23 protein-coding genes are annotated in these 24,301 nt (G+C 42.6%); 8 read left to right on the top strand and 15 right to left on the bottom strand.

All coding sequences use genetic code 11. The annotated features are described in order from the left end of the window. Positions 1-21: 21 nt before the first annotated feature. Together MHB45_RS21175 and MHB45_RS21180 are read right to left on the bottom strand one after the other, a co-directional pair. Positions 22-891, bottom strand: a complete 870-nt coding sequence (locus MHB45_RS21175) for a DUF3298 and DUF4163 domain-containing protein (RefSeq protein WP_048686256.1) — start codon at positions 889-891, stop codon at positions 22-24. Then, complete coding sequence (locus MHB45_RS21180) at positions 876-1,391, bottom strand: sigma-70 family RNA polymerase sigma factor (protein ID WP_048686258.1); 516 nt, start codon at positions 1,389-1,391, stop codon at positions 876-878. The genes MHB45_RS21175 and MHB45_RS21180 overlap by 16 nt, the downstream gene beginning before the upstream one ends. Positions 1,392-1,576: 185 nt before the next feature. Here MHB45_RS21180 and MHB45_RS21185 point away from each other — a divergent pair, with 185 nt between their 5' ends. Continuing rightward, positions 1,577-2,983 (top strand): polysaccharide deacetylase family protein, encoded by a 1,407-nt coding sequence (locus tag MHB45_RS21185; protein ID WP_340908090.1) that lies wholly within the window; start codon positions 1,577-1,579, stop codon positions 2,981-2,983. Between the two features lie 103 nt (positions 2,984-3,086). On the opposite strand, the gene MHB45_RS21190 is transcribed toward MHB45_RS21185, so the two are convergent. After that, positions 3,087-3,809, bottom strand: a complete 723-nt coding sequence (locus tag MHB45_RS21190) for a YebC/PmpR family DNA-binding transcriptional regulator (RefSeq protein ID WP_340908091.1) — start codon at positions 3,807-3,809, stop codon at positions 3,087-3,089. Between the two features lie 260 nt (positions 3,810-4,069). Between MHB45_RS21190 and MHB45_RS21195 the strand changes: the two genes are divergently transcribed. Continuing rightward, complete coding sequence (locus tag MHB45_RS21195) at positions 4,070-4,795, top strand: DUF4261 domain-containing protein (protein WP_161922131.1); 726 nt, start codon at positions 4,070-4,072, stop codon at positions 4,793-4,795. A 159-nt stretch (positions 4,796-4,954) separates the two neighbouring features. On the opposite strand, the gene eutC is transcribed toward MHB45_RS21195, so the two are convergent. The 6 genes from eutC to MHB45_RS21225 all read right to left on the bottom strand — a co-directional run bounded on the left by eutC (position 4,955) and on the right by MHB45_RS21225 (position 11,907). Beyond that, positions 4,955-5,701, bottom strand: a complete 747-nt coding sequence (gene eutC / locus MHB45_RS21200) for an ethanolamine ammonia-lyase subunit EutC (protein WP_373689769.1) — start codon at positions 5,699-5,701, stop codon at positions 4,955-4,957. 11 nt (positions 5,702-5,712) lie between these two features. Then, positions 5,713-7,077: an ethanolamine ammonia-lyase subunit EutB gene (locus tag MHB45_RS21205; protein WP_048686266.1), complete on the bottom strand. Its 1,365-nt coding sequence runs from the start codon at positions 7,075-7,077 to the stop codon at positions 5,713-5,715. 18 nt (positions 7,078-7,095) lie between these two features. After that, positions 7,096-8,502: an ethanolamine ammonia-lyase reactivating factor EutA gene (locus tag MHB45_RS21210; RefSeq protein ID WP_072273682.1), complete on the bottom strand. Its 1,407-nt coding sequence runs from the start codon at positions 8,500-8,502 to the stop codon at positions 7,096-7,098. An 18-nt stretch (positions 8,503-8,520) separates the two neighbouring features. After that, a complete protein-coding gene (eutH, locus tag MHB45_RS21215) occupies positions 8,521-9,792 on the bottom strand; it encodes an ethanolamine utilization protein EutH (protein ID WP_072273683.1) in 1,272 nt (423 codons plus the stop codon). Between the two features lie 144 nt (positions 9,793-9,936). Continuing rightward, positions 9,937-10,521, bottom strand: coding sequence for an ANTAR domain-containing response regulator (locus MHB45_RS21220; RefSeq protein ID WP_048686321.1), 585 nt, complete (start codon positions 10,519-10,521; stop codon positions 9,937-9,939). Between the two features lie 9 nt (positions 10,522-10,530). Beyond that, a complete protein-coding gene (locus tag MHB45_RS21225; RefSeq protein WP_161922130.1) occupies positions 10,531-11,907 on the bottom strand; it encodes a histidine kinase N-terminal domain-containing protein in 1,377 nt (458 codons plus the stop codon). 385 nt (positions 11,908-12,292) lie between these two features. Here MHB45_RS21225 and MHB45_RS21230 point away from each other — a divergent pair, with 385 nt between their 5' ends. Beyond that, the gene (locus tag MHB45_RS21230) at positions 12,293-13,744 is read left to right on the top strand and encodes a YfcC family protein (RefSeq protein WP_072273685.1); all 1,452 of its coding nucleotides are present in this window, start codon (positions 12,293-12,295) and stop codon (positions 13,742-13,744) included. 79 nt (positions 13,745-13,823) lie between these two features. Here MHB45_RS21230 and MHB45_RS21235 read toward each other — a convergent pair whose 3' ends face one another. Next, a complete protein-coding gene (locus MHB45_RS21235; protein ID WP_048686273.1) occupies positions 13,824-14,567 on the bottom strand; it encodes an SDR family oxidoreductase in 744 nt (247 codons plus the stop codon). Positions 14,568-14,739: 172 nt separating this feature from the next. Here MHB45_RS21235 and MHB45_RS21240 point away from each other — a divergent pair, with 172 nt between their 5' ends. Beyond that, a complete protein-coding gene (locus tag MHB45_RS21240) occupies positions 14,740-14,859 on the top strand; it encodes a DUF4023 family protein (protein ID WP_048686276.1) in 120 nt (39 codons plus the stop codon). A gap of 49 nt (positions 14,860-14,908) precedes the next feature. On the opposite strand, the gene MHB45_RS21245 is transcribed toward MHB45_RS21240, so the two are convergent. The 4 genes from MHB45_RS21245 to brnQ form a co-directional block, all read right to left on the bottom strand. Beyond that, positions 14,909-15,601, bottom strand: coding sequence for a hypothetical protein (locus tag MHB45_RS21245; protein WP_048686322.1), 693 nt, complete (start codon positions 15,599-15,601; stop codon positions 14,909-14,911). 155 nt (positions 15,602-15,756) lie between these two features. Then, positions 15,757-17,673, bottom strand: coding sequence for a vWA domain-containing protein (locus MHB45_RS21250; RefSeq protein ID WP_048686278.1), 1,917 nt, complete (start codon positions 17,671-17,673; stop codon positions 15,757-15,759). A gap of 15 nt (positions 17,674-17,688) precedes the next feature. Further along, positions 17,689-18,555: an ATP-binding protein gene (locus MHB45_RS21255; RefSeq protein WP_082162866.1), complete on the bottom strand. Its 867-nt coding sequence runs from the start codon at positions 18,553-18,555 to the stop codon at positions 17,689-17,691. A gap of 439 nt (positions 18,556-18,994) precedes the next feature. Further along, the gene (brnQ, locus tag MHB45_RS21260; protein WP_161922129.1) at positions 18,995-20,326 is read right to left on the bottom strand and encodes a branched-chain amino acid transport system II carrier protein; all 1,332 of its coding nucleotides are present in this window, start codon (positions 20,324-20,326) and stop codon (positions 18,995-18,997) included. A 359-nt stretch (positions 20,327-20,685) separates the two neighbouring features. Between brnQ and MHB45_RS21265 the strand changes: the two genes are divergently transcribed. Next, a complete protein-coding gene (locus MHB45_RS21265) occupies positions 20,686-21,252 on the top strand; it encodes a maltose acetyltransferase domain-containing protein (protein ID WP_161922128.1) in 567 nt (188 codons plus the stop codon). A 42-nt stretch (positions 21,253-21,294) separates the two neighbouring features. Here MHB45_RS21265 and MHB45_RS21270 read toward each other — a convergent pair whose 3' ends face one another. Continuing rightward, complete coding sequence (locus tag MHB45_RS21270) at positions 21,295-21,939, bottom strand: SDR family oxidoreductase (protein WP_048686325.1); 645 nt, start codon at positions 21,937-21,939, stop codon at positions 21,295-21,297. 359 nt (positions 21,940-22,298) lie between these two features. Here MHB45_RS21270 and MHB45_RS21275 point away from each other — a divergent pair, with 359 nt between their 5' ends. The 3 genes from MHB45_RS21275 (at position 22,299) to MHB45_RS21285 (ending at position 24,033) form a co-directional block, all read left to right on the top strand. Next, on the top strand, positions 22,299-22,562 hold the full coding sequence (locus tag MHB45_RS21275; protein ID WP_034310602.1) for a CD3324 family protein: 264 nt from the start codon (positions 22,299-22,301) through the stop codon (positions 22,560-22,562). Between the two features lie 143 nt (positions 22,563-22,705). Next, positions 22,706-23,341, top strand: a complete 636-nt coding sequence (locus MHB45_RS21280) for a FusB/FusC family EF-G-binding protein (protein ID WP_034310600.1) — start codon at positions 22,706-22,708, stop codon at positions 23,339-23,341. Positions 23,342-23,463: 122 nt separating this feature from the next. After that, the gene (locus tag MHB45_RS21285) at positions 23,464-24,033 is read left to right on the top strand and encodes an MEDS domain-containing protein (protein WP_048686327.1); all 570 of its coding nucleotides are present in this window, start codon (positions 23,464-23,466) and stop codon (positions 24,031-24,033) included. Positions 24,034-24,301: the final 268 nt, after the last annotated feature.

Genomic DNA, 24,301 nt, shown 5'->3' on the forward strand with positions numbered 1-24,301 from the left:
AAGAATTACAATAGGGCCGTTTTAATGGATATATTGATCGCCAACAAGAAGGTCTGACAGCACCTTTGTCGGGATGATGAACTCGACGGCCCCCATGTACCCCGGCGCAGCTTCATAGCTGTTAAAGGCGATGACTAGCTTGCCATCTTCATTTATATAAAAGTTTTGGTTTTCATCGATGCCTTTAAAAGCAGTAAAATCATCATCTTCCACCCAATATATCTTTTCCGGGTCTTCAGCCATCTGCCGCTTCATCTGTTCCTTGATGTTCTCGCTGATCACCTGAAGATAGCGATCATTTTTAAATAAGCTATTTAGCGTTAACAGCACTTCGTTTTTCTTGTCGACTGTATCGAATTGACTTTCTGTAGAACTGGACGCCTGAATCGTATCCGTATAACGCTGTACGGATAATATCGTTTCATTATCCGTCAATATCACATATCCGCTTTCCACCGAGATATTGCCCTTTTCCCCTTCCTTCAGTTTTGACATGGAATCCGTGAATTCCTTATAAAGCTGCTTGCTTTCCGATAAGTATTTATCATTCAAGCTATCTTCGAGCTGTTTATTCTCGAGACCGGATATTACAGGCGTTTTGATTACTGCCGAAGAATTATTCGCTTCTTCTTTCCATTCGACGAAGGTAATCACTTTGATGACCTTCTCGACTATCGGTATATCACTCATGGCTTTCGCCGCTGCCGGACTGATGTTTACGGAAGCTGTCAGAATCAGGAGCGCTGCAGCCGCTGACACGAGGATATTCCTGCCAACCCTCGGCTTCTTCCTTGGCTTTTCATTCAAGGCTGCTTGAACGACATCATTTAATTCCTTTGGTATCGGTATTTTAAGATATTCTTCCCGCAGATCTTTTAATTTTTTTTCCATCTTTTCGTTTCCTCCCGTTCAGTCATGTTGATCCGCAATAGTTGCAGCGCTTTATATAATCTCGTTTTAATCGTGCTTACGTTTTCTTCCAGCACTTCCGCTATCTCGTCCAGCTTCAGGTCCTCAAAGAAACGGAGGACGACTACCGTTTTGTACTTGACTGAAAGTCCTTCCAGGGCCTTTTGCAAATCCAGGTCAGGATAGTGATCCTCCTCACCGCGGCGCAAGTATTCTATTGTTTCATCATCGGCGACGGTCAGTTTCTTATTCTTCCGCAAAACATCCAGTGCCGTTCGGACGATGATCTTATATAACCAACTATCTATAGAAGCGGCGTCTTTGATTTTGCTGCTGGAGGCTAGCGCTTTCCTGATTGATTCCTGCACGATATCCAGGGCATCCTCTTGGTTTTTGACATAGTAAAAAGCAAGTCTGTACAAATTCTCTTGCCTTTCGGTTATCCGGGCCGCGATTAATTGATTCATATCTGGGTTTTTCATTACATGTTAGAGCTCCTTACATTTAAATTACGTATCCTAGGTACAAAGAATAGACGTTGGTGCAGCCATAAAAGTTTGAAAATGAGCAAGGAAAAATATAAATATAAAAAAATGAAATTTTTTACAAACTTTTAAGGCTTTTGGCGCGTCTATATAGTAGAATGATTATCGAGGTGGAGTGCATCATGAGGAAATTAAATTATAAAAAAGTCTTTATTTTTCTATTATGTCTAACAGCTGCTGTAGGAACGCTGGGGTTAGCCATTAAAAGCCTTGCTTTTGATAAGAAGAGAACCGTTTCGGCCTATACAACTGATAAAAATTACCCAGAAGCCGATATTCAAACGTATGTGAAAGATAATACGAAAGGCGGGTATTCAGCAAGCAGGCCTGTTCTGCATTTAGAAAATATCGACAAGCAGCTAGAAGCCTACATAAAGAAAGAAATTAAGGATTATGAAAAGAAATGGAAAGCATCCGACGGAAAAGCTTCCGAGCTTAACCTCACCTATACGATCCTCCATTTCAGCCAACAGACCATTACGATTTCCTTCGATAAATATGAGCAAGTGGAAGGAAAGAAGCAGTCTGGAACCCAGATCTTCACTTATGATATTCCATCTCAGCAAAAGCTCTCTATAGAAGACATCTTTGCCACGGATACTGATTATTTATCCGTTTTATCCGATATTGTTTTTGAAGAGTTAACGCAGAAGGAAGAAGAAGGCATTTCAAACAGTCTCATTAAAAAGGAAAACAAACTGAAGGCAGCCAACTTCAATTCTTTTTCAGTCTTTAAAAATACGCTCATTTTCTACGTTAAGACTGATGATTCAACCAAGACCCATACAATAGCCATCAAGAAGGATCTTTTTAAAGATAGTTTGCTAGATTCATATCAAAGTCAAGATTTGAATGAGGATCGTGTAAAGGAATGGCAGCCGAAACATATCGTCGCCAAACTGCCCGTGCAAAATGAATGGATCGACCCTTCTAAAAAGGTCATTGCCTTGACGTTCGATGACGGGCCGCATCCAAGTCATACCATGTCCATTCTGGAAGACCTGAAAAAATTTGATGGTCACGCGACGTTTTTCGTACTTGGAAGCCGCGTACAGCATTATCCGGAAGTTCTGCAAAAAATGCTGCAGGAAGGAAATGAGATCGGCAACCATTCATGGGATCATCCGCAGCTGACGCGCTTAAGCAAGAACAAAATCGAAGATCAAATCGAAAAGACCCAAGACGCTGTAAAAAAAGCTACAGGTACTGAGCCGAATCTCGTCCGTCCCCCATATGGAGCGATTAACCATAATGTTCGGGAATTCATGGAGGATATGAAAGTCTCCCTTTGGGATGTCGATCCAGAGGATTGGAAAGAACGCAATGAAAAGAAAATCGTAAACAAAGTGATGAGCAAAGCCAAAGATGGCAGAGTCATATTAATGCATGATATCTATCAAACTAGCGCCCAGGCTGCAGGAAAAATCATTAAACAACTGCATGACCAAGGTTATCAACTTGTCACTATTTCCGAATTGGAAAAGGTAAAGAAAGACCGTGAACTTTCCGGAATCACCATAAGTGAATAATCAAAAGGAAAGAGCCTGTTTCGTGATTCGGAACAGGCTCTTTCCTTTTAAATGAAATAAGCAGACCTTTGATCATATAGCAAAGGCCTGCTCATTTCATCATTCACCCAAGATCTACATTATGATAAACTTGTTGAACATCTTCCAGATCTTCCAATGCATCAATCATTTTTTCGAATTGTGCTTGTGCATCTTCCGGAAGGGTTAAGTCATTTTGTGCAAGCATCGTCAGCTCTGCCACTGTAAAATCGCTGATTCCTGCATCCTTGAATGCTTGTTGTACAGCATGGAATTGTTCAGGCTCGGCATAAACGATGACACTTTCTTCTTCTTCAATGATGTCACGTACATCAACATCAACATCCGCTTCCATTAACAGTTCAAGAACATCATCAGCCGTTTTACCTTCAATCCCGATGACAGCCGTTGCATCGAACATATAAGCAACAGATCCGCTGACACCCATATTCCCGCCATTTTTCCCGAATGCGGCACGTACATCGGAAGCCGTCCGGTTCACGTTGTTTGTCAATGCATCCACGATGACCATTGAACCATTGGGACCGAATCCTTCATAACGAAGTTCGTCATAGTTTTCTTCCGAACCGCCTTTGGCTTTTTCAATCGCACGGTCAATGATCGCTCTTGGAACATTGTACGTTTTCGCACGCTCAAGTACGACCCTTAATGCCTGATTGGATTCTGGATCTGGTTCGCCTTGTTTTGCCACTACATATATTTCCCGTCCGAACTTAGCATAAATCCGACTAGTATTAGCATCTTTTGACGCTTTTTTTTCTTTAATGTTATTCCACTTACGACCCATTATATTCCACTCTCTTTCATCATTGATATATACGAATAGATAATTAAGATACGGCCCTATGAGAAAACCCACAAGGGGAATTCCTTTGAAGATAGGCTATACGTTTACTAGATTATATTATACATCAATTGTATAATTTTGAAAAAGTCCTGCACATCCCTCACTGGCATTTATCGGTACTTTGCGCCATTTTTCATGAAATGCTATGGAAAACATCAGTAGTGGTATAGTATGAAGTGATCGGAAAGGAGAGATGATCCATGAAGGACAACCAAATCATCATCGGGATACCCGGTAAATGGAAGGACCGGACAGAATTGATTCAAACGGTCGCTTCCCAAAGCGAAGGGTATCTGTTAGCCAGGAATGTTTTTCATAACAGTGATAAGAACATTACGTTTCAGGCGGAGATCCATGATTATGAACCCACTTTAAAAGAGAGCTTTTCTTACGCCAGTAAAGACGCCTTTTCAGAGAATGCATTAGAGGAAATCAATGGCCATACCTTTACCGTTTATATAATAGCCGATGTATCCGATACCGGAACTGTTATCGATTTGATCGATGCCGGGGCAGCGATCCTCAAGGCAGGCGGAATGGCAGTGAAAATAGAAACGGCTGGAATTGCCCATTCAAAGGAAGATTGGCAGCATCTACATCATAGCCCGGATATTCTCTCGGTATATGCCCATTTTGTCACGATCATCGGAGAGGAAGACTATTATTGTTCTTTCGGAATGAAAGCCTTTGGTCTCCCGGATGCCGTGACACTTAACACAATGAGTCCGAAAGAGGCGGCTGCCCTGCTTAACACATTCAATTATTACCATGTAGGTGAACGGCCTCTCTTTAAGAATGGCGAAACCTTTAGCATTCAGCAAGATGCACCCGACTTTATATTGACGGGCCTTCAGGACTTTAGATATGAAGAAGACCATCCCTTCTACAACCCGTTTGGGTTATGGAATTTAGGGACAAGTAAATAGGGGAGCGATCCGCTCCCCCCTGACTGCAGGCAAATAAAGCTAGTGCCTGCAGTTTTTTTATTTTAAAAGTATTCCAGTCGATTTCGGAAATCAACGACCTAGTCTTAATGATCGTCAGGAATGAGACCCTCCGAACTTCCTTTTTTAGACACTAGGGGTTCAACCGAGTTTTTCACGTTTTTCTTCTGCATGTTCCTTCTTCACGAGGGACATGCCGCTCGCTTGGTATTTGAGGATCTTTTGAATGACCGTGCCTAGATGCGCTCCAGCTTCAACAGGGGGGATCCCTCCTTTATGGATGTTGGAAATGACCATCCTCTCCGCTTCAATGGTGCCCAAACGTGGTTTATAGCAAATGTAAGCGCTCAATGATTCAGCACTGACAAGACCGGGGCGTTCACCGATCAACAGGACAATGACCTCAGGTCCAAGGATTTCACCGATATCATCCATCACGGCAACCCGGCCCTTTTCAATATAAAAAGGTGTACCCGTATCCAGACCTGCCACTGCCAAAGATTGTTTGAAAGATAAATAGACGTCCTCGACATTTTCTTCGATCGCCTTGGCACTTAAGCCATCGGAAATGATGATTTGGACCGTTGGGGCCTTTATGCATTTGGCTTCTATGACCCTCTTTGCTTCATCCGAAAGCTTCCTGCCATAATCCGGACGCCGTAAATAGACTTCCTTATCATCGGCCTTCGTTTTCACCTTGAATAAATCCAAGCGCTTCAAAAGAAAATCACTGACTTCACCATATACAGCATCGACGGCCGCGGCATGGTCAAAACGGAATTTCAGCCAAGAATCCGTTTTCGGCCGGGTCCCTGACCTGCCTACCCCTATCCTCGCAGGGGTTTTCGCTATCATGGCATCCAAATCATCCTTATTATTCATTCCCATATCATCCACTCCTAATGGTTAAATATAGTTGGATCACCGGCACGCTTCGTTAATTTTCCGTTCTCCATAATCCCCATCTTCTCCAGCCATGCTTCATATAATGGGGCAGGCCGCTTATCCATCGTTTGTCTCAAAGTCGCTATATCGTGATAACTCAAAGACTGATAGTTTAACATGCAGTCATCCCCCATCGGAGTTGCGATGATGAAATTCACACCAGCCGCCGTTAAAAGTACACCCAAGTCCTCGATATCATTTTGATCCGCCTTCATATGATTCGTATAGCAAATATCCACCCCCATCGGCAGTCCATGCATTTTCCCCATGAAATGATCTTCTAACCCGGCCCGGATGACCTGCTTGCTGTTATATAGATATTCAGGTCCGATGAATCCGACGACCGTATTGACAATGTACGGGTCAAAATAACGGGCAAATCCATAGTTCCTGGCTTCAAGCGTCACCTGATCGATACCGAAATGCGCTTCGGCCGATAACTCGGAGCCTTGCCCCGTTTCAAAATAAAGATGCTGCGGGCCTGTGCCGGTGCCATAGGCCTTTGCGATCTCATTGGCTTCTTCGAGCAATTGTACGTTAATTCCAAAAGAGCGATTGGCCGTTTCCGTTCCGGCTATGCTTTGAAAGATCATATCAGCAGGCGCCCCCTGCTGAACGGCCTTCATTTGCGTGGTCACATGCGCAAGCACACAATTTTGGGTCGGGATGTTCCATTTCTGGATGACATCCTGTGTTGCATGAAGCAGCCGCTTTACGCTTTCGACCGAATCATCGACAGGGTTGATTCCAATGAGTGCATCCCCGATTCCATAGGAGAGGCCTTCTTTTAAAGAAGCCAGCATGCCATCGACATTGTCTGTCGGGTGGTTAGGCTGAAGGCGCGAAGCAATCGTTCCTTTGTATCCGATCGTGCTATTATTCTTGGTGAGCACTTCGATTTTATTGGCTGCATGGATAAGGTCGAGGTTCGACATCAACTTGGCTGCCGCTGCAATCATTTCACTATTCAAGCCCCTGCTTAATCGCTTTAAGTCCTCGCCTGTCGTTTCGTCACTCAAAATATATTCACGCAGTTCGGCAACGCTCCAATTCTTCACAGATTGATAGATGGTTCCATTGATTAGACCGTCTATGATCCGCGACACCTCATCCTCTTCCGGGGAGAGCAGGGGATAGTTCCTGATGTCCGCCAAAGTCAATTCGCTAAGCACCGCTTTCGCAGCAATCCGTTCTTGAACGGAATGTGCTGCAATTCCCGCAAGCCTATCTCCTGATTTCTCTTCATTCGCTTTGGCCAGGACTTCTTTCAACGATTTGAATTGATGGATTTCCCCAAAATATTGAGTGGATAATTTCATCGTATGATCCTCCTTTTCCTAACTGTGGAAGGTTAGCGTTTTTACTACAACCGGAACGACCCCTGTCCGCAGCAGCCTTCCTATATCTAAATAATCACCATGTTCCACTTCTGTCTGATCAATGCAGATGACCGGCAAATCTGGTTGATTCGCTAGAATGGTTTGACCAAGTGCCTTTCCGTAATCACTATCCATGACAATGATCAGAGGCTGCTGCCGATTCGGTTTTTGCTTCAGTGCCTCGGTAAAAGCGACTGCGAGCCGGTGAATGTCCCGAAATGATTGATAAGGTAAATTCGTTAAATAAAAGGCAAAATTCAGCCCCTCCTGCAAAGCGTCATATATTGTGATCGCATGCTGAACAGCTTGTGCCATTTTCGCGGTTACATCATCAAGCACGCCATGAAAATCGACCCGATAGACTGGAATATTACGGACTGGCAGATGAGAATCATTCACTTCGATGGTTGCTCCGCTGATTTCAGTTGTATGTGCGCCTGCTCCAAGTACAGTCGCCCGAACCGTTTCAACGGGATGTTCCCACTCCCATGCAGCCAATTCTTCACTTTCTTTGATAGAGGCGGCAAGCATCATGCCGATATCCCGGAAGCTTTCGTCCTTCCGTTCTTCATGATAGATGCAATCACTGACACCGCCCGAGAACATCAACACGTCTATTCGTCCTGTCCAAGATGGCTCCTTCCCAACTAATAGGAGTTCATCTTCTTTTGTGAAGGAGCCAGCCAAAAACCTCGAAAGCACCTTCGCCATTTCATTTGCGATGATTGCCCCTTCACCATTCAAAGGAGAGTGCCCTTTTGATTTCAGCCATTTTCCTATTGAAGGAGCAACCCTCACCCTAGCTCCTTCCCACTCCACCAAACGGCCTCCTATATGCAGTGTGCAGGTTCCGCAAAGCATGCCTGAACGGTATACGGCAATATTCGCGGTCCCCCCGCCAATGTCTATGTTCGCTACAGTCTTTCTTGTCTTGATGGAATGCTGATAGGCGCCGGACCCCTTGGCGGCAATGATCCCCTCCAAATCCGGACCGGCTGCCGCTACAAGGAATTCCCCCGCCGCTTTAGATAACCGGTACACCATTTCTTCTGCATTTTGTTTGGTTGCCGTTTCCCCAGTGATGATGACAGCCCCTGTTTGTATGCTTTCGATCGTGATTCCTGCTTTTTGGTATTCACTTTCCACCATTCTTTGAACAGCAGGTATGTCAATTACCGTCTCGGATACAAGCGGGGTCCTGAAAATGGGACTTCGATACAGAATTTCCTTATCGGTAATTTCGATTTTTGGCACCTGTCCGCCACCCGCCACATTCCTAAGCGAAAGCTCGCTGATAACAAGCTTCGTCGTACTGGTGCCAATATCAATTCCTGCACTGATGATTCGTTCCACCTGTTCATTCATTAAAATCACACCCCAGTTTTACACCACTTGGATTTCATTGCTGTTTTCTTCCTCGTTTTTCGTTTTATATTCATTTATGCCGATAACTCCTGCTGCACGATCCTTTTCTTCTAATTCCAAAGCTTTCGGAACGGACAGCCAGTAAGCAAGACCGATTCCAATCGCTCCGGCAGATAGCTTACCGACAATGATCGGTAATATTAAGGAAGGCTGAAAGTTGGCTGCGAATGATAAATGATCACCCAATAGGAAGGCCGCACACACAGCGAAGGAAATGTTTATGACCTTATCCTTCGGCGGCATTTCTTTAACAAGCTTGAACATTGCTAATATATTGGCTACCGTGGCTAATATTCCTGCACTCCCGGCTTTGCTCAACCCGATTTTCCCGCCCATCGCTTCCAATGGCTTGCCTGCATATTTTTGAATCAGGTAAATCATTGGAAATGCACCTGCCAGCATTATCCCGATATACCCCGCCGTTTCCAGGGCACGGAATTGGTCTGCCTTATCGGCCATGATCGGATGGAAACCCCAAGCACCAAATACTTTGGAAAACAATCCTGTGAAAATTTCCACGATCGAAAACACGAGTACAAGTTTAATCGCAGCATCCAATATTTTTCCAAACCACATGAAACCTTTGATCATCAAATCCGGCAGGAAATAAAGACCTAACGCGAGCAAGACCACAAAAATAAGAAGCGGGGAAAGGTTCAGGGCAATTTTCAAATAGCTCAACGCGAATTCGTATGTAGAATCCGCATTCGTGGAAATCACTTCGCGGATTTTCGAATTCGTCGCCACCACCAGCGCGCTTGAGATAAAAGCGCCAATCGGAATCGTCAGGATTCCTGACATGACACCAAGTGCCATGTATTTATGATCACGCTTCTCCAGCATCGCAAGCCCCATTGGAATCGAGAATACAATCGTTGCCCCGGACATAAAGCCGACAATCATCGCCATGATCCAGCCTTCATAGGATTCCTTCAGCTCGGCCGCTAATTGGTAACCCCCCATATCCGTCGCCAAAATCGTTGTTGCGGCGAGGGCTGGATCTGCACCGATCGCAGCGAAAACCGGGCCGCATACTGTATTGATGAACCAAGATAAATAAGGGATCGAGGCCATGATTCCAGCTGCCGGGATAAATATATGGCCAACGGTATGCAAACCTTCCATGAACTGTTTCCCCAAGCCCTGCTCACTGTCTTTAATCGATGCAATAGCACCGACAACGGCACACACCATAATGATATAAATAACGAATTTACCTACCATCTCCATACATATTCCCCCTGAATTCCGATTTGATTTGGCCTATCGACTTAAAAAAAGGTATAAAAAAAGACGCCTCTTATAGCCCAAACTTAGGTTTTTCGGCAGAAATGCCTGCCTACAACCAATTTGGTCCATCAAAGCGCCATTGCTTCATCTATTTACTTGTTTTTGATCATTTGCAATGATTCGACGTGCCACCGTCTCCATGGAAAGCTGCTTATCCATACTAAGCCTTCTCAGCTTATTGTAAGCGATTTCTTCGGTAACATTCTTCCTTTTCATGATGATTCCTTTTGCCTTTTCAATGACTTTGCGATTTGTGAGCGTTTCATCCAATTGAGCATTTCGTTCCTGATACTTCTTTGTATTGGCTGCTTGCAGCAAAGCTATCTCCACTGCCGGAATCAGATTGGCCTCCGTAATTGGCTTTACAAGATATCCGACGATGTTCGCTCGCTTCGCCTCGTCGATATATTCACGCTGGCTGAATGCAGTTAAAAGCAGGACAGGAATCTGAAAGGTATTGGATATCACATCGCTAGCCTTAAGCCCATTCATTTTCGGCATTTTGATATCCATCAAAACGAGATCCGGCTGCAGTGCATGTGCCAATTCAATCGCCTTCTCCCCATTACGGGCATGTCCAACCACATCGAAGCCTGCATCCTTGAGCATGATCGTTATATCAAGCAGAACAATCGATTCATCCTCCACGACCAAAATCCTCTTGACCACTTCTCCCACCTACCTCTTGTATGGAAATCTTACAGAAGCCAGGGTACCTTCTTTAATCCGCTGAACCGAAAACTCCCCATCCAAATCATTTTCCACCGTCATGCGGATGATATCCAGCCCCAAAGAAGGTTTCACTGCAGGTGAATATCCGATGCCATCATCTCTTACTTGAAGTTCCAATTCAGGGCCATCCTTTTGCAAGCATACGGTTATGTTCCCTTCCGTCCCTTCCTTGAAAGCATGTTTCACACAATTATGAATGAGCTCATTCACCACCAGCGCGACCGAAATGCCAATGTCGGAATCAATCGAATGATGAAGCTCACCACTATATTCAATTCTTAGGCATTGTCGGGCTTGCCCCTCCGTATGAACGATCATATCGCCTATTTTTCTAATAAGCTCCAGCAGATCCACATGATCGACCTGACTGCTTGCCAAAATGATTTCATAAACCGACGATATGCTTAAAACCCGGTTCAAACTGACCAATAAATGGGGCTTGCTTTCTTCAGGGGCTCCTAACCTCATTTGCAGCCGAAGCAAACTGGCCACTGTCTGCAAATTATTCTTCACCCTATGATGAATTTCACGAATCGCTACTGACTTGCTGATCAGCTCCCTCTCTTTATCCCGCAGTTCAGTCAGGTCCCGGATGATGATGAACGTTTCATTGGAATTCTTGTTGCCCAAATGGAACTTCTTTAGTTGGATAATCTTTTTACCAATGTTCATTTCCTTCATCAAAATGTCCTCTTTTGAAGCAAGAACATCCGCAAAGCCAGGAAAGTAATCGAAAATCGATTCACCTAAAACACATTCCGTCAAACATATTTCCGATACTAAATTAATGGCAGCAGGATTCGTATAAACAAGTCGGTTTTGGTTATTAATCAGGAAAATGGACTCTTCGATAAATTCAGGAACTAAGGAATTTTGTTGATCTTGCCTATCAAACTGATTGAAAGATACAGGTTCTTCATGAATCACCTTTTCCATGATCAAAACGGCGATGACCCGATTGCATTCCCCCTTGATTGGAACGACACTTTGCTGGACAATCGCTCCCTCTTGAGTCAATGCCCGATTCACGAACATGTCCTTTCCTGTGCGCAATACATAAAATACGGCCGGTTCGAATGCCTCATAAGCAAATTTCCCGACAACCGGATGATCGTAAACCGATTTCACGGAATGTCCGCATGCCTCTGCAACGACAATGGCATGCTTCCCTTCACGCACCGGACAATCAATAAACACATTCGCTTTATTCAAATCGGCTATCAACGGTAAATTCGTTGATAGGTTTTCAAGAATTTGAATATCACTGTCCAATAACTGAGTATGCAACGCACATAAATCCCGGACGGTCATTGTCCGTTCCATAGGCAAAACCCCAATAAACGTTTATTCATGGATATTATTATTGATTATTATAGATATCGCCCCTATTTTTGTCAATATTCAAAATATTCTAATGTAATGTATTCTAACATTAGATAGCGATATTTAAATAGTATTCCCCTATAAAAAAACATCCCTAAATTAGCCCTTTTATCTAATTTGTATTTCTGTTCAACAAATTATTTTCCATCTCCTAATATTTTCGAATTATTCATATTATCTAATTTATCAAATTATTTTTAGTGAATATGAACAATGACAATCCATAATCATTAAATTAATATGTAATAAATAGATACATAAGATGTCACTTAACATAACATCTGCACAAGCATGCTAATAAACTAAAGATGAAGGGGGAAAAATAATGGCATTAGAAAATGATTCGAAAAAAATTCTCAGTATCGATGAAGTGACTAAATTCAAAAAAAAGAAGGTTAATATGCCTCATATTTATGTCATATTATTCGTATTTATCTTCCTTGCAGCACTCGCAACTTATTTCGTTCCTGCTGGTGTTTATGAGCGAATTCCAGGTCCTGAGGATCGATTGACGATTGATCCAAATTCCTATCGACTCGTTGAACAAACACCTATTACTCCAGTAGACTTCATGACAGCTATACCAAAAGGCTTGGTAGCTGCAGGGGAGATCGTTTTTTTCACATTCATCATCGGAGGAATATTTTCAGTACTACGGAAAACAGGACTTATTGAAATAGGAGTGGATAGATTAGCAAGGCGATTTTCTACAAAAAGCATGATGTTAATTCCTATCCTCACAGTAGTATTTGCTATTATTTGCAGTTTGATTGGAACACAGGAATTAAGTTTAGTGTATGTACCTGTCATCCTCCCCCTAATGATTGCCTTAGGATTTGATTCCATGGTTGCCGTATCTGTAGCTTTAGTCGCAACTACCGCTGGGTTCATGACAGGCTTTCTTAACCCCATTAACACCGGGCTAGGTCAAAAAATCGCAGGTCTTCCCCTATATTCCGGTATCGAGCTAAGGATTATCGCTTTTATCATTTTTGTTACTGCAGGGATGGCTTACATTATGCGGTATGCTAAAAAGGTTAAAAATAATCCAAAGTGTAGTTTTGTATTTGATGAGGATCAAGCCAAACGGACGCTATACTTAAATAAGCCTGGATCTGAAATATATAAGGTGAATAAGAAACAGAAAATTGCATTAATTTTAACGGTCGGTTTCTTGTTCCTACTCGTATATGGCGTTTTAGCAAAAGGTTGGTTTATGTTGGAAATGGCAGGTCTCTTCATTATAATGGGAATCGTTGTCGGTTTAGTTGCCGGGTTAAACTTATCGGAAATTTGCGAAGGATTTAATGACGGATTTCGAGAAGTTTTGGTTGGTGCCATGATTGTGGGTGTTGCAAGAGCTGTCGCTGTTGTTATGGAGGATGGTCAAGTGATGGACACGATCGTTCATAGTCTAGGTAATCTTGTCGGCGACTTCCCCGCTGTATTTAGCGCTCTTGGCATGTTCATTGTACAAATGTTATGTAGTCTTTTAATTCCCTCCGGCAGCGGTCAGGCCTTAGTTACCATGCCCATCATGGCTCCATTGGCCGACATCATCGGTGTTACAAGACAAACAGCCGTGTTAGCTTTTCAGCTGGCAGACGGGATCGGTAATATATTATATCCAACATCTGGCTATTTCATGGCCACCCTTGCCTTAGCAGGAGTCGCCTGGCAAAAATGGGTTCGCTTTTACCTGCCCTTGTTTTTTATCTGGTTCATCTTATCGGGCGCTTTCTTGATCATCGCTCAAACAATTCACTGGAATGGTTAAATTCAAATTAAAGATATTACAAAATACTAAAGCAACGTTGGATTATTACGTTGCTTTAGTTGAATTACAAGCAATTAAATTAAATGAATCCGCCATTGACCCTAATCGTCTGACCCGTAACCCACTGCGCTTGTTCACTTACTAAAAACGAAACTACATTGGCAATATCATCCGTTTCACCTAAACGTCCGAAGGCATTCATTTTTTTCATCCCTTCGATTTGCTGCTCCGATTTCCCTACATTAAACAGCTCTGTGTTAACCGGTCCTGGAGCAATTGCATTGATCGTAATCCCTTTTGGGCCGAACTCTTTTGCCAAATGTCTTGTGAACTGTTCAACTGCCCCTTTTGTACCGGCATACATACTATACGAAGGAAACATCTGGCCTATTACGGAGGTTGAAATATTGACGATCCTGCCTTCCGTCTCCATATTTTTCAAAGCTTGTTGGCAAGCAAAGAATGTCCCCTTGGCGTTCACTGCAAACTGTTTATCAAAGTCTTCTTCCGTTGCTTCGGAAAGTGGTTTATTTATCATCAGTCCCGCATTGTTCACTAAAATATTGATTTTCCCGAACGCTTGGAGCGTTTCTTCGAAGAGATTTATAATTTGGGAAACTTGGCTAATATCTGCTTGGATAGCTACCGCATCCCCGCCGTTCTTCTTTATACCTTCAACCGCTTCATATGCCTTTTGAGAACTGCCTGAATAGTTGATCACCACTTTTGCACCCAAATCAGCAAGCTGTTCCGCTATAGCACGACCAATACCTCTTGATGAACCTGTAACCAAGGCAACTTTTCCATCCAACCGATTTTCCACTCATTTCCCTTCTTTCTTTTCATGATAGGATTTAATAAACATCCTTCCAGTCCATATTTTACCACCTTTCTCCCTTTACCATCTGCCTAGAGTCGCCCTTTATCTCCCATACTCATGAATTCCACCTCTTCTGGTTATAGTAAAAAAGAAAATAACGGAGGAGGTACATTCCATGAAAAGTTCAAAGGAGTTTGTTGAAAGCATTCAAGAGCAGCAAAAAAAGGAAGAAGGCAATATGCGCCGTCAAGGTAATGGGAATCCCGCTCAGAAATTACCGAATAAAAAACACTAATGAAGACAATCTTCAAAAGATCCCAGCCATAATATAGGCTGGGATCTTTTCAGTCTGATGCACTTTTCTTCTTCATCTCTTCGATTTCTTTTGAGAATGTTTCTTCTATCTCTTTTTTATTTCCATATAAAAAGAGATTATCCCCTAATTTGATTTTATACTCGTATAGCTCTTTTCTGATTTTCACCTCTCCGCTTTCAATAAATAAAATATTGATGTCGGCTCCATGTGAAATGACATCAAAGGCTTTGACATCGATGAACTCCGAGTCCTCATAAATATCGATTTCCATGACCACGTCTTCATCTTCTAAAAATAAGACCTCTTCTATCGGGTGTTCCCATAATTCATAATGATTGTACATTTCACTTTTCATCTTATTCGATAATCTATTATTCAGGAATGGAACCTTCACCAAAACGGTTAAAACCAGCAGGATTCCAATAATGATGCTTAACTCCATCAAACGCAGATCATCTGTAAGCAATGTACTGATCGATGAAATGATGACAGCAAGCGAGAATGCACCAAATAAAATTAAGAACATGCTTATTTTCCTTCGAATGGGATGATCGATAATGGATTTTGACTCGTCAGTTGTAAAACCAGTGCCCGTCAGCATGGAAATAACCTGAAATCTTGCCACTGTGCTTTTTAATCCAGTCAATTTCATCAAGGTTACCGATATTTCAATTACAAGAACAATGATTATAAAATAAAGCAGCATAAAAAGTACATTCATCAAAATGATCACTTCCTCATCTATGGTTTACCCCAATCACGACAAAAGAAATCCCATTCGGAGTTCATTTTAAGTTTCCACCAATAGTTGACAAAGCCAAAAAAAACAGTAAGATCCAAAACTTGAATCCTACTGTGTTTTTATCTATATATTTCTTAAATGGATTTCAGCAGCAATTTTTTTAACAGCGGTGTAAATTGCTCTGGCAATTCAGCTACACTCGGAATCATCAGGCGTTCTTTGCCATAGATGTTTTTCATCGTCATCTCTTCACTCTCATCGATACCTCCATCCGCTAAAAACAGGCCGATGACTTCGATGCCCTTTTTCCTGGCTTCCGAAACAGCAAGGTGTGTATCGACAATGCCATTTTGATCATAATCGCTTGCCGCCGGCTCACCATCGGAAAATACGAGCAAGAAACGGTTTTTTTCGCGCCTTTTCTCCAATTCCATTGTGGCAACCCTGATACTGTATCCGTCGCGGTTGTCTTCCTCTGGCTCAAGCTGCATGATTTTAGCTCCTGAGTTTAGATAAAGAGAATCGGAATGGGACTGGATCACATGGAAGTAGTTCGGCTGATATCCTTCCCTCACTTCATTGGCATCTTCCCAGAAACCCACGATCGAGTGGGGGATCCTTAATTTCTTCAGCACTTCATGAAACAGGACGACCCCCCGTTTCGTTTCATCCATTTTGTTATGCATGGAAGCCGAGCAATCGATAAGCAATGTGAATACGGCATCCATTTCATTAGAATCCTGGTTCTTTTTATAAAAGACCCTTGGATTTTCTTCAAATACAAGCGGCAGTAATTTCTTTGATAAACGGCCAAAAACCAAATCTTTTCTTGGTGCGTTCTTTTTATTTTCCAGCGTCTTTTCAATGGTACTGGAGAGTTTCCTCTTGAACGGTTCGATATCCGCAACAAACTCTCGGTAGCGTTTCTCTTCCGTAAGTGTTGGTACTTTGGCTTCTTTGATTACCTGAACGACGTCTTTATTTTCTTCACCAAATGGATGTTCACCGCTTTTGCCCATATTGGTTTGTTTCTTCTCCAGCGTTTCTTGCTGATTGTATTCCTTTTGTTGACTTTCCCCTGATGAACCCTGGATCGAAGCCAGTGCTTGGTCGGCATCTTCTGCTTCCCGGGCACCTCCGCCCATCAGGCTTGTTTTCGTTCCCTGCTCCAACTCAAATTGGAGAAACGTCGAATTACTTTCGCTGTTCTTGTTCTCCCGATGCCAAGTCGAGAATTTTTCATCAATGAACTCACTTTTTTCTTCGTCTGCATCATCTGTATCATCGTTCAACAGTTCATCATTTCTAGTCAGTTCATCAAATAAGGTATTTGCTTTATACTTTTCCACACTTGCAATGGGGAAAATGAAATATTCATTCATAGTATCTTCGTACCCATCGTTCACACGGAAAACGATTTGCTCACAAATTCTCGTGATATCACTGGTTTTAGTGGCATCAAAGACCGCATGGATGAACGGTTTGAGTTTCTCCAGTTCTTCCAGCTGCCTTTCATTAGCTCTCGGAAAAATCGGATCCGGCCTGTCAGATTGAAGCAGTAAATATATGAGGCAATATAATTCATCCAGTGCAAAACTTCTGGTGACATTCGTCGCCAATTGGCTTTCGAAATATTGTTTAAGGTAAGCCCCCCTTACCGAAAACCATTTCTTCGTGCCTGGTCTTTCTTTCTTCACCAATTCTTCCAATCGCAAATCTTCCAGCAAAGCGAATAATTGGGCTGCAAACTTCGGAAGCGAACTTTCCCCGATGCTGTCCTGGTACTCCTTCATGCTCTGGATTGTTGTATGATGCAGCGTGCCTATCGTTCTAAGAAGCACGTCCGTTTTCAGCCCTGCTTCCTTCACTTCCTTATTGCCATTTTCCCAAAAGTGGCTGGCAGTGACCTTATTCTCGATCAGATCAATGAAGGAGCCATAATTGTATTCGAATTCCAGCTCAGGAATGCCGGATAAAACAGTCGAGAGATCCTGAAGCTGTAAAAAAAGTGCCGTATCTATTATTGAATCATTGAACCGGATATACTTCATGAGGCATTCTCCTAGTTAGAATAATGTGTCAGCCAAGTTCTTCACGAACTCACGCTCCCTTTCCTCGTCCAACTTATCCACAATGGAACGAAGAATCGCCCGTTTCGGCGGGATCAACACACTCAGATCGCAAGCATCAAGCAAAGCCCTGATCGACGCCGCATCTTCAGCCACCTTCCCTTGATTCACGGCATTTATCAAATCACTCGACAGTTTAACGAACAAATCAATACTTCTTGGATCCTTCAGCTTTGTATTGGTTTCTATCAATTGCTTTAACTGCTCCCCTTCGATATAAGGAACTTCAATGACGACAAACCTATTTTTTAGCGCTTCATTCAGCGGTACTGTCCCAACATACCCTTCGTTGATTGCAGCAATCACATTAAAGCCTTCTTTTGCCGTTATCACTTCATTCGTGAACGGATTCGTTATCGTCCTTCTGTAATCAAGCACACCATTGATAAGCGGCAGAGTTTCCGGTTTTGCCATGTTGATTTCATCTATATATAAGAAGTGACCGTGAATCATCGAATTGGTCACTGGTCCAGGTACGAATTCTATCACTTGTTTTTCCTCTTTGTAAGCCAGCGTCTTGAAGCCCAATAAGCTTTCTGCATCCAAGTCGACTGAGCAGTTGACGCTGAACATCGGCTGATTGAATAAGTTCGATAAAGTCTCGGCAAACTTTGTCTTTCCAGCCCCTGTCGGACCCTTCAAAAGGATATTCTTCCCCATGCTCAAGGCCGTGATGGCATCCACCATCAACTCCATCTCGGGAGGCAGATATCCGCCGCTCCTGATCAATTCCTCAAATTGAGCAGGATTCTTTTTGCTTGTTTGTAATATATTTGCTATTTCTGTTGGTAATCGATTGATCATTATGTTCCTACACCCCTTTCTGAACATTTTAAGGCTCTTTCCCATTAAAAACAAACACTAAGAAAAGGAGCTGTCATCAAGACAGCTCCCCGACTGTAGACAAACTCGGAATAAAGCGAGTTTCCCCTGCAGTTTTTCATTCTGAAATCCGCTCCCTTACTCCGATGCCAATTTCTTCAATCCAATAAGAGTTCATAAAAACAATAAAAAACCGAAAGTGTAACCCTGTCTTAATCAAGCTTAAAGATGAAACCGACTACAGTTTTTTCTTTAAAGACAATCCAGTTGATTGGAACGGAAGGTACGAGACTCCTGCGGAAAAGCGCGGTCCGGGAGACCCCACAGGCGCAAAGAGCGCCGAGGAGGCTCCCGGACCGCCCGCGGAAAGCGAGTGCCTGGAGTGGAAATCAACGTTATTAGGGATTCATTCTGATATCCCTTAATAGGCTTCCTTGGGATCACCTTTCAATAGGTATACCATATAGCCCAATACACCGCCGATGATGGCGGGAATCACCCAGCCCACCCCAACACTATATAGTGGAAGGTATTGAGTGAAAAGGTCCGAAACGGCATCCAATTTAATGCCTGATGCCACTAATCCATCCATTATGCTGATGATGGCCGTTAACAATAAGCTTCCTAAATATACCTCCGATTTCCCTTTGAATAAGGAATGGAAGAAAGTAAGAACAATCAAAACGATCGCCACGGGATAAAGCGCCGTTAACACAGGCACTGTAATGGAAATCAGCTTGGTCAAACCTACATTGGCAACTGCCGCACTGAAAACGGAGAAGATGACGACACATGATTTATACGATACGGCAGGCAGTATTTTATTGAAATACGTAGCACAAGCCGTTATCAAACCTATGCTTGTAGTCAGGCAAGCAGCGATCACAATCAACCCTAACAACACGGCACCAGCCGATCCGAAAAAGTGGTTCGAGGCTTGAGCCAAAACGTCCCCGCCATTACCCAGTTGACCGAGTTTTTCCACACTTGTTGCACCTACATAAGTTATAGACGCATAAACGATCACCAACAAGGTGGCAGCTATTAAGCCGGCTTTCAGACAGAAGCCCAACACTTCTTTTCTTGATGTTATCCCTCTATCTTTGATCGCATTGATGACGATGATCCCAAATGCAAATCCGGCCAGCGTATCCATGGTCAAATATCCTTCTTTAAATCCCTTGAAGAAAGAATTATCTGAATAATCTGCCACTGGCGGTTGGATTTCACCCATTGGATTAATAATTGCGACCACAATGAGGATCCCGATGAAAATCAATAATAAAGGTGTTAATATTTTTCCGACGATATCGAGCATTTTTGATGGATTGATGGATAATAAACAGGCAATCCCAAAGTATATGATCGTGAATATCAGCAATGGTAAAAAACCGACATCATTAGATAGGAAAGGTTTAATCCCTATTTCGTAGGATACACTCCCCGTTCTGGGAAGCGCGAACAGCGGTCCCAAAGATAAATAAAGAACGACTGTGAAAATGATCCCGAATAACGGGTGTGCCCTGCTTGCAAGCGATTGAACATCATTTTTGCCTGAAAAACCAAAGGCCAATATTGTAATGAATGGCAGTCCAACACCAGTAATGATGAACCCTAAACTGGCCGACCATAAATTGGTCCCCGCGGATTGACCGAGCATGGCAGGGAAAATTAAGTTTCCTGCACCAAAAAATAAAGCAAAAAGCATTAATCCTGTTACAATGACAAAAGACAGCGGTGCTTTCTGTGACATATAGAGCCCCCCATTGTTTTGTGATTATCTTAACGAAGGAAAAAGTTGTCCACAATTTCCGAAAAAAATGACATAACTTCGAACCATTCTACTTATCTGTTAAAATGGACCTTCAGAAACTATGAATCATCCATAACTCTTCTTACTATAAAATCCGGCGGAACGTTTGTCAAAGCTATTTCATTCATTATTCGGAAAAATCTTTCTTTTCTTACTTCTTTTTAAGAAAACTAGAGAGGTATTTAGATTCAACAGAAAATTTGAGTAAAAAGTACTGCAATTTATTTTGCGGGAAAAATGTTTTAATATTCAGATATTTTTTTCCAAACTATATAAAAAAAGAAACAGGAGGCGCACACATGAATACTGAAAAAGAAAAGATGGTGAGCGGGAAACCTTACATCGCCGCTGATCCGGAATTAATCAGAGATAGGGAAAATGCCAGAAGGTTGACCCGGTTATACAATCAGACAACGGAAAGCGAAGGAGATGAACGGACTGCATTGCTGAAACGGCTTTTAGGTTCCACTGGACTAAATGTATATATTGAACCCACCCTCCGTTGTGACTATGGATACAATATTTCTGTCGGGGAAAACTTTTATGCTAATTTTGATTGTGTCATTTTGGATGTTTGTGAAGTGAAAATTGGCAGGGACTGCATGTTGGCTCCCGGAGTGCATATCTATACAGCTACACATCCGCTGGATCCCTTTGAACGCAGTTCTGGAGTGGAATACGGAAAACCGGTTACGATAGGTGATCATGTATGGATTGGCGGAAGGGCCATCATCAATCCTGGCGTTACAATAGGGAGTCATTCCGTCGTCGCCTCAGGGGCCGTCGTAACAAAGGATGTTCCTGAAGGCGTTGTTGTCGGTGGAAACCCAGCGAAGGTCATCAAGCATATCGAAGGAATTAAATAAGCAGAGTCCACTCCCCCTGAGTGGCTCTGCCCCTGTTTTACGTTAAATTTCCCTCAAGGCTTCCGCGATTGCAGTATCGCCGGAGATTAAATCAAATGAACGCTTATAGGTATTTTCATCGGTCAATGAAGCAAGAATCGTTCGAGCCACATCTTCACGGGCAATCGAGCCTCTTTCCAATTCCTCGGCGGCGGTCACTTTGCCCGTTCCCGGTTCATTAACCAGACCGCCGGGCCGAATGATCGTATAATTTAAATCGCTTTGTAACAATGCCCTATCCGCATAGTGCTTGGCCACATAATACGGTTTGATGGCTTCATTCCAGTTTTCACGATTATTGGCCTGAAAAGCACTTACCATGATGAATCGGTCGATTCCCAGGTTTTCTGCCGCTTCAATCGTTTTGACTGCACCATCCAGATCAATCAACAGCGTTTGATCAGCACCGGTGCTACCTCCGGACCCTGCTGTGAATACGATGGCATCGCAGCCTTTTGCCGCATTCGCAATCTCATCCACTGATCCAGTTAAACTGACGACTGCGGATTCAATTCCATTTTTCTTTAAATGCTCACTTTGTTCTTCTTTGCGAACCATCGCCCGTACACTATGATCCGGGCTGTCTTTTAATAAATCTACAAGATGTTTACCGATCTGCCCATTTGCCCCAACTACGAATACTTTCATAAAGTCAGCTCCCATAATGGTTAGTTTGGTTTCCCCCCAAATTATTTCATGGACTCAGAACATTATCAAACAATCAGCCCGCCGATTCAGCTTTTACATTGGAAAAAGTTTGGCAACACACCCTAATCTATTTTATAATAAAAACAACACGTGTTCTTCAGAAACACAAAGGGGAGGTGTAAAGATGGCAATACGAATGTTAATGCCACCTTCTGCAGCGTCTCATGCAAAGCCTAGTATTGGAGGCGATACTTTGCATGGGGTTGAATTAAGCTAAATTTAATCGCCCGCCTTATCATTTCTAATATTCGGCTTTGCACCTTATTTCATTCTTAATAAAGAATAAGGGGCTGGCAGAAATGAAGTATGTAAAAGCGACGGCCGTTTTACCTGAAAAGCTGATCGTTGAAATTCAAAAGTATGTGCAAGGTGAAACCATATATATCCCTAAACCCGAAAAAGCCCATCACAAATGGGGAACCCGTTCGGGATCACGGGAATTGATCGATGACCGAAATGCCTCTATAAAATACGCATTCAAAGACGGGCATTCCATCCATCAATTAGCCGAGGAACATTTTCTCTCCGCGGAAACCATCAAGAAAATCGTTTATTCTAAATAGGTTTACACGGGTAGCACTGATAATGATATCAGTGCTATTTGTATGCCGAGTATGTTTCTTAATCGTTTTCCCCCTTTTAAAGCAGATGCAATTTATGTAAAGTAAAGAGAAACGGTACACTTGCAGAAACAGGAGTGAAGAAAATGGAACCTTTTATCAGGAGCGAGCAGTATAACTTCATAAAATCCCAAACACAAATTCTCATAAATGGACACGCGACTGCCAACGATAAGGATGTGATCAACACCCTGAAAACAGTCGCCAAAGAAAGGGTACTAAGCTTATTCAGTGACTTGAGCGAAGAGCAAAAACAACTGCTGGACCCAGTGGATACCATCAAAGATCCCGCACAAGCCGAAGCCTTTCTCTTACAGGTGAAGCCATTTGTGATCCCATTTAAAGAAGTAACCGAAAAAACGATAAAAAAACTATTTCCTAAAGCAAAGAAATTAAAGACCCCTTTGTTGGAAAACATCGATTTGAGAGAGATTTCATACCTGGGATGGGATGATGTCGGATCCGGAAAGAAATTCATCATTGCCCCCCATCATCATAAACTCACCGGATTGCATGGAACCATTAAACCTGCCAACAAAAAAGGGATCTGTGCCATATGCAGCCGCTTTGAAGAAGTAGGGATGTTCATGTCTGAAACAAAAGGAACCGTCCAAGGGACATTCATTAAAAAAGGGAATTATATTTGTCTGGACAGCATGAAATGCAACCAGAACATAACCACTTTGGATAAAATGACCGACCTGATCGAACGGCTGAAATAAAACGGAAAAGCAATCCTTCAATGGAGAAGGATTGCTTTTTGTCCTTGTTAAAAATTCTCATTTTTTCCTGCCTATCGAATTCTAGTATAATGGAAGCGATACATGAAAGAAGGATTGATATATTGAAAAGCAAAATGAATCAGTTGTTCGAAGACCAAAAAAATATTCATGTGCTGTATTCCTATAATGAAATGGAAAATTACATTAAACAAGTTTTAAGTTATATCCAAGATGGCATCATGGCGGGAGATTACGTCATTCTTGTTGAAAATGACCGTATTTACCCCCTTATTCATAAAGAACTAAGCACTCGGTTAACGAAAGATCAAATGGAGCTCCTTCACTTTGTGAACAACTTCGATTTCTATTGCTCAAGCGGCAGTTATCATCCTCCTGCAATCGAAGAATACTTTAATAAAACGGTACATCCCTATGTCGAAAATAAAATCTCTTTCCGATCATGGGCACATGTGGAATGGGCAACCTTGGAAGAGCCCCTGCATATCATAGAGGAGTTTGAGAGAACAGTAGACAAAGCTGTAAATGTGCTGTCATTTCCATTAATTTGTGCGTACAAAGGTGAGAGGATGCCAGACTACCTGAAAACCATCCTGCTGGAAACACATCCTTATGTTCTAAAAGACGATGATATCATCATCTGTGAACAATACTTGCCATCTAGTTTGAAATAATACACTTACACGCATAGGAATTCCCCTAAGCGTGTTTTTTCCGTTGCATTTTAATGATTACCGACCACTTGTTGTGAATTCCTTGTATATTTAAGCCGGAATATTGTTAGTTATGAGCTTTACTCGTGAGTTTTGTACATTTACTCGTGAGTTTCTGCATTTTACTCGTGAGTTCGGCGTTTTACTCGAGAATTCGGGGCATATACTCTCGGGCACATATTTCCCACCACAGAAAAAAAAAAGAAGCGCCATAATGGCACTTCTTTTT

It is taken from the genome of Peribacillus sp. FSL K6-5616 (genome assembly GCF_038008245.1).
Classification (GTDB): Bacteria; Bacillota; Bacilli; order Bacillales; family DSM-1321; genus Peribacillus; species Peribacillus frigoritolerans.

What these genes read in the sequence shown, in the direction of transcription:
- MHB45_RS21175 (WP_048686256.1), bottom strand. Translation starts at nt 891, where the DNA reads ATGGAAAAAAAATTAAAAGATCTGCGGGAAGAATATCTTAAAATACCG.
- MHB45_RS21180 (WP_048686258.1), bottom strand. Translation starts at nt 1,391, where the DNA reads ATGAAAAACCCAGATATGAATCAATTAATCGCGGCCCGGATAACCGAA.
- MHB45_RS21185 (WP_340908090.1), top strand. Translation starts at nt 1,577, where the DNA reads ATGAGGAAATTAAATTATAAAAAAGTCTTTATTTTTCTATTATGTCTA.
- MHB45_RS21190 (WP_340908091.1), bottom strand. Translation starts at nt 3,809, where the DNA reads ATGGGTCGTAAGTGGAATAACATTAAAGAAAAAAAAGCGTCAAAAGAT.
- MHB45_RS21195 (WP_161922131.1), top strand. Translation starts at nt 4,070, where the DNA reads ATGAAGGACAACCAAATCATCATCGGGATACCCGGTAAATGGAAGGAC.
- eutC (WP_373689769.1), bottom strand. Translation starts at nt 5,701, where the DNA reads ATGGGAATGAATAATAAGGATGATTTGGATGCCATGATAGCGAAAACC.
- MHB45_RS21205 (WP_048686266.1), bottom strand. Translation starts at nt 7,077, where the DNA reads ATGAAATTATCCACTCAATATTTTGGGGAAATCCATCAATTCAAATCG.
- MHB45_RS21210 (WP_072273682.1), bottom strand. Translation starts at nt 8,502, where the DNA reads ATGAATGAACAGGTGGAACGAATCATCAGTGCAGGAATTGATATTGGC.
- eutH (WP_072273683.1), bottom strand. Translation starts at nt 9,792, where the DNA reads ATGGAGATGGTAGGTAAATTCGTTATTTATATCATTATGGTGTGTGCC.
- MHB45_RS21225 (WP_161922130.1), bottom strand. Translation starts at nt 11,907, where the DNA reads ATGGAACGGACAATGACCGTCCGGGATTTATGTGCGTTGCATACTCAG.
- MHB45_RS21230 (WP_072273685.1), top strand. Translation starts at nt 12,293, where the DNA reads ATGGCATTAGAAAATGATTCGAAAAAAATTCTCAGTATCGATGAAGTG.
- MHB45_RS21240 (WP_048686276.1), top strand. Translation starts at nt 14,740, where the DNA reads ATGAAAAGTTCAAAGGAGTTTGTTGAAAGCATTCAAGAGCAGCAAAAA.
- MHB45_RS21245 (WP_048686322.1), bottom strand. Translation starts at nt 15,601, where the DNA reads ATGAATGTACTTTTTATGCTGCTTTATTTTATAATCATTGTTCTTGTA.
- MHB45_RS21250 (WP_048686278.1), bottom strand. Translation starts at nt 17,673, where the DNA reads ATGAAGTATATCCGGTTCAATGATTCAATAATAGATACGGCACTTTTT.
- MHB45_RS21255 (WP_082162866.1), bottom strand. Translation starts at nt 18,555, where the DNA reads ATGATCAATCGATTACCAACAGAAATAGCAAATATATTACAAACAAGC.
- brnQ (WP_161922129.1), bottom strand. Translation starts at nt 20,326, where the DNA reads ATGTCACAGAAAGCACCGCTGTCTTTTGTCATTGTAACAGGATTAATG.
- MHB45_RS21265 (WP_161922128.1), top strand. Translation starts at nt 20,686, where the DNA reads ATGAATACTGAAAAAGAAAAGATGGTGAGCGGGAAACCTTACATCGCC.
- MHB45_RS21270 (WP_048686325.1), bottom strand. Translation starts at nt 21,939, where the DNA reads ATGAAAGTATTCGTAGTTGGGGCAAATGGGCAGATCGGTAAACATCTT.
- MHB45_RS21275 (WP_034310602.1), top strand. Translation starts at nt 22,299, where the DNA reads ATGAAGTATGTAAAAGCGACGGCCGTTTTACCTGAAAAGCTGATCGTT.
- MHB45_RS21280 (WP_034310600.1), top strand. Translation starts at nt 22,706, where the DNA reads ATGGAACCTTTTATCAGGAGCGAGCAGTATAACTTCATAAAATCCCAA.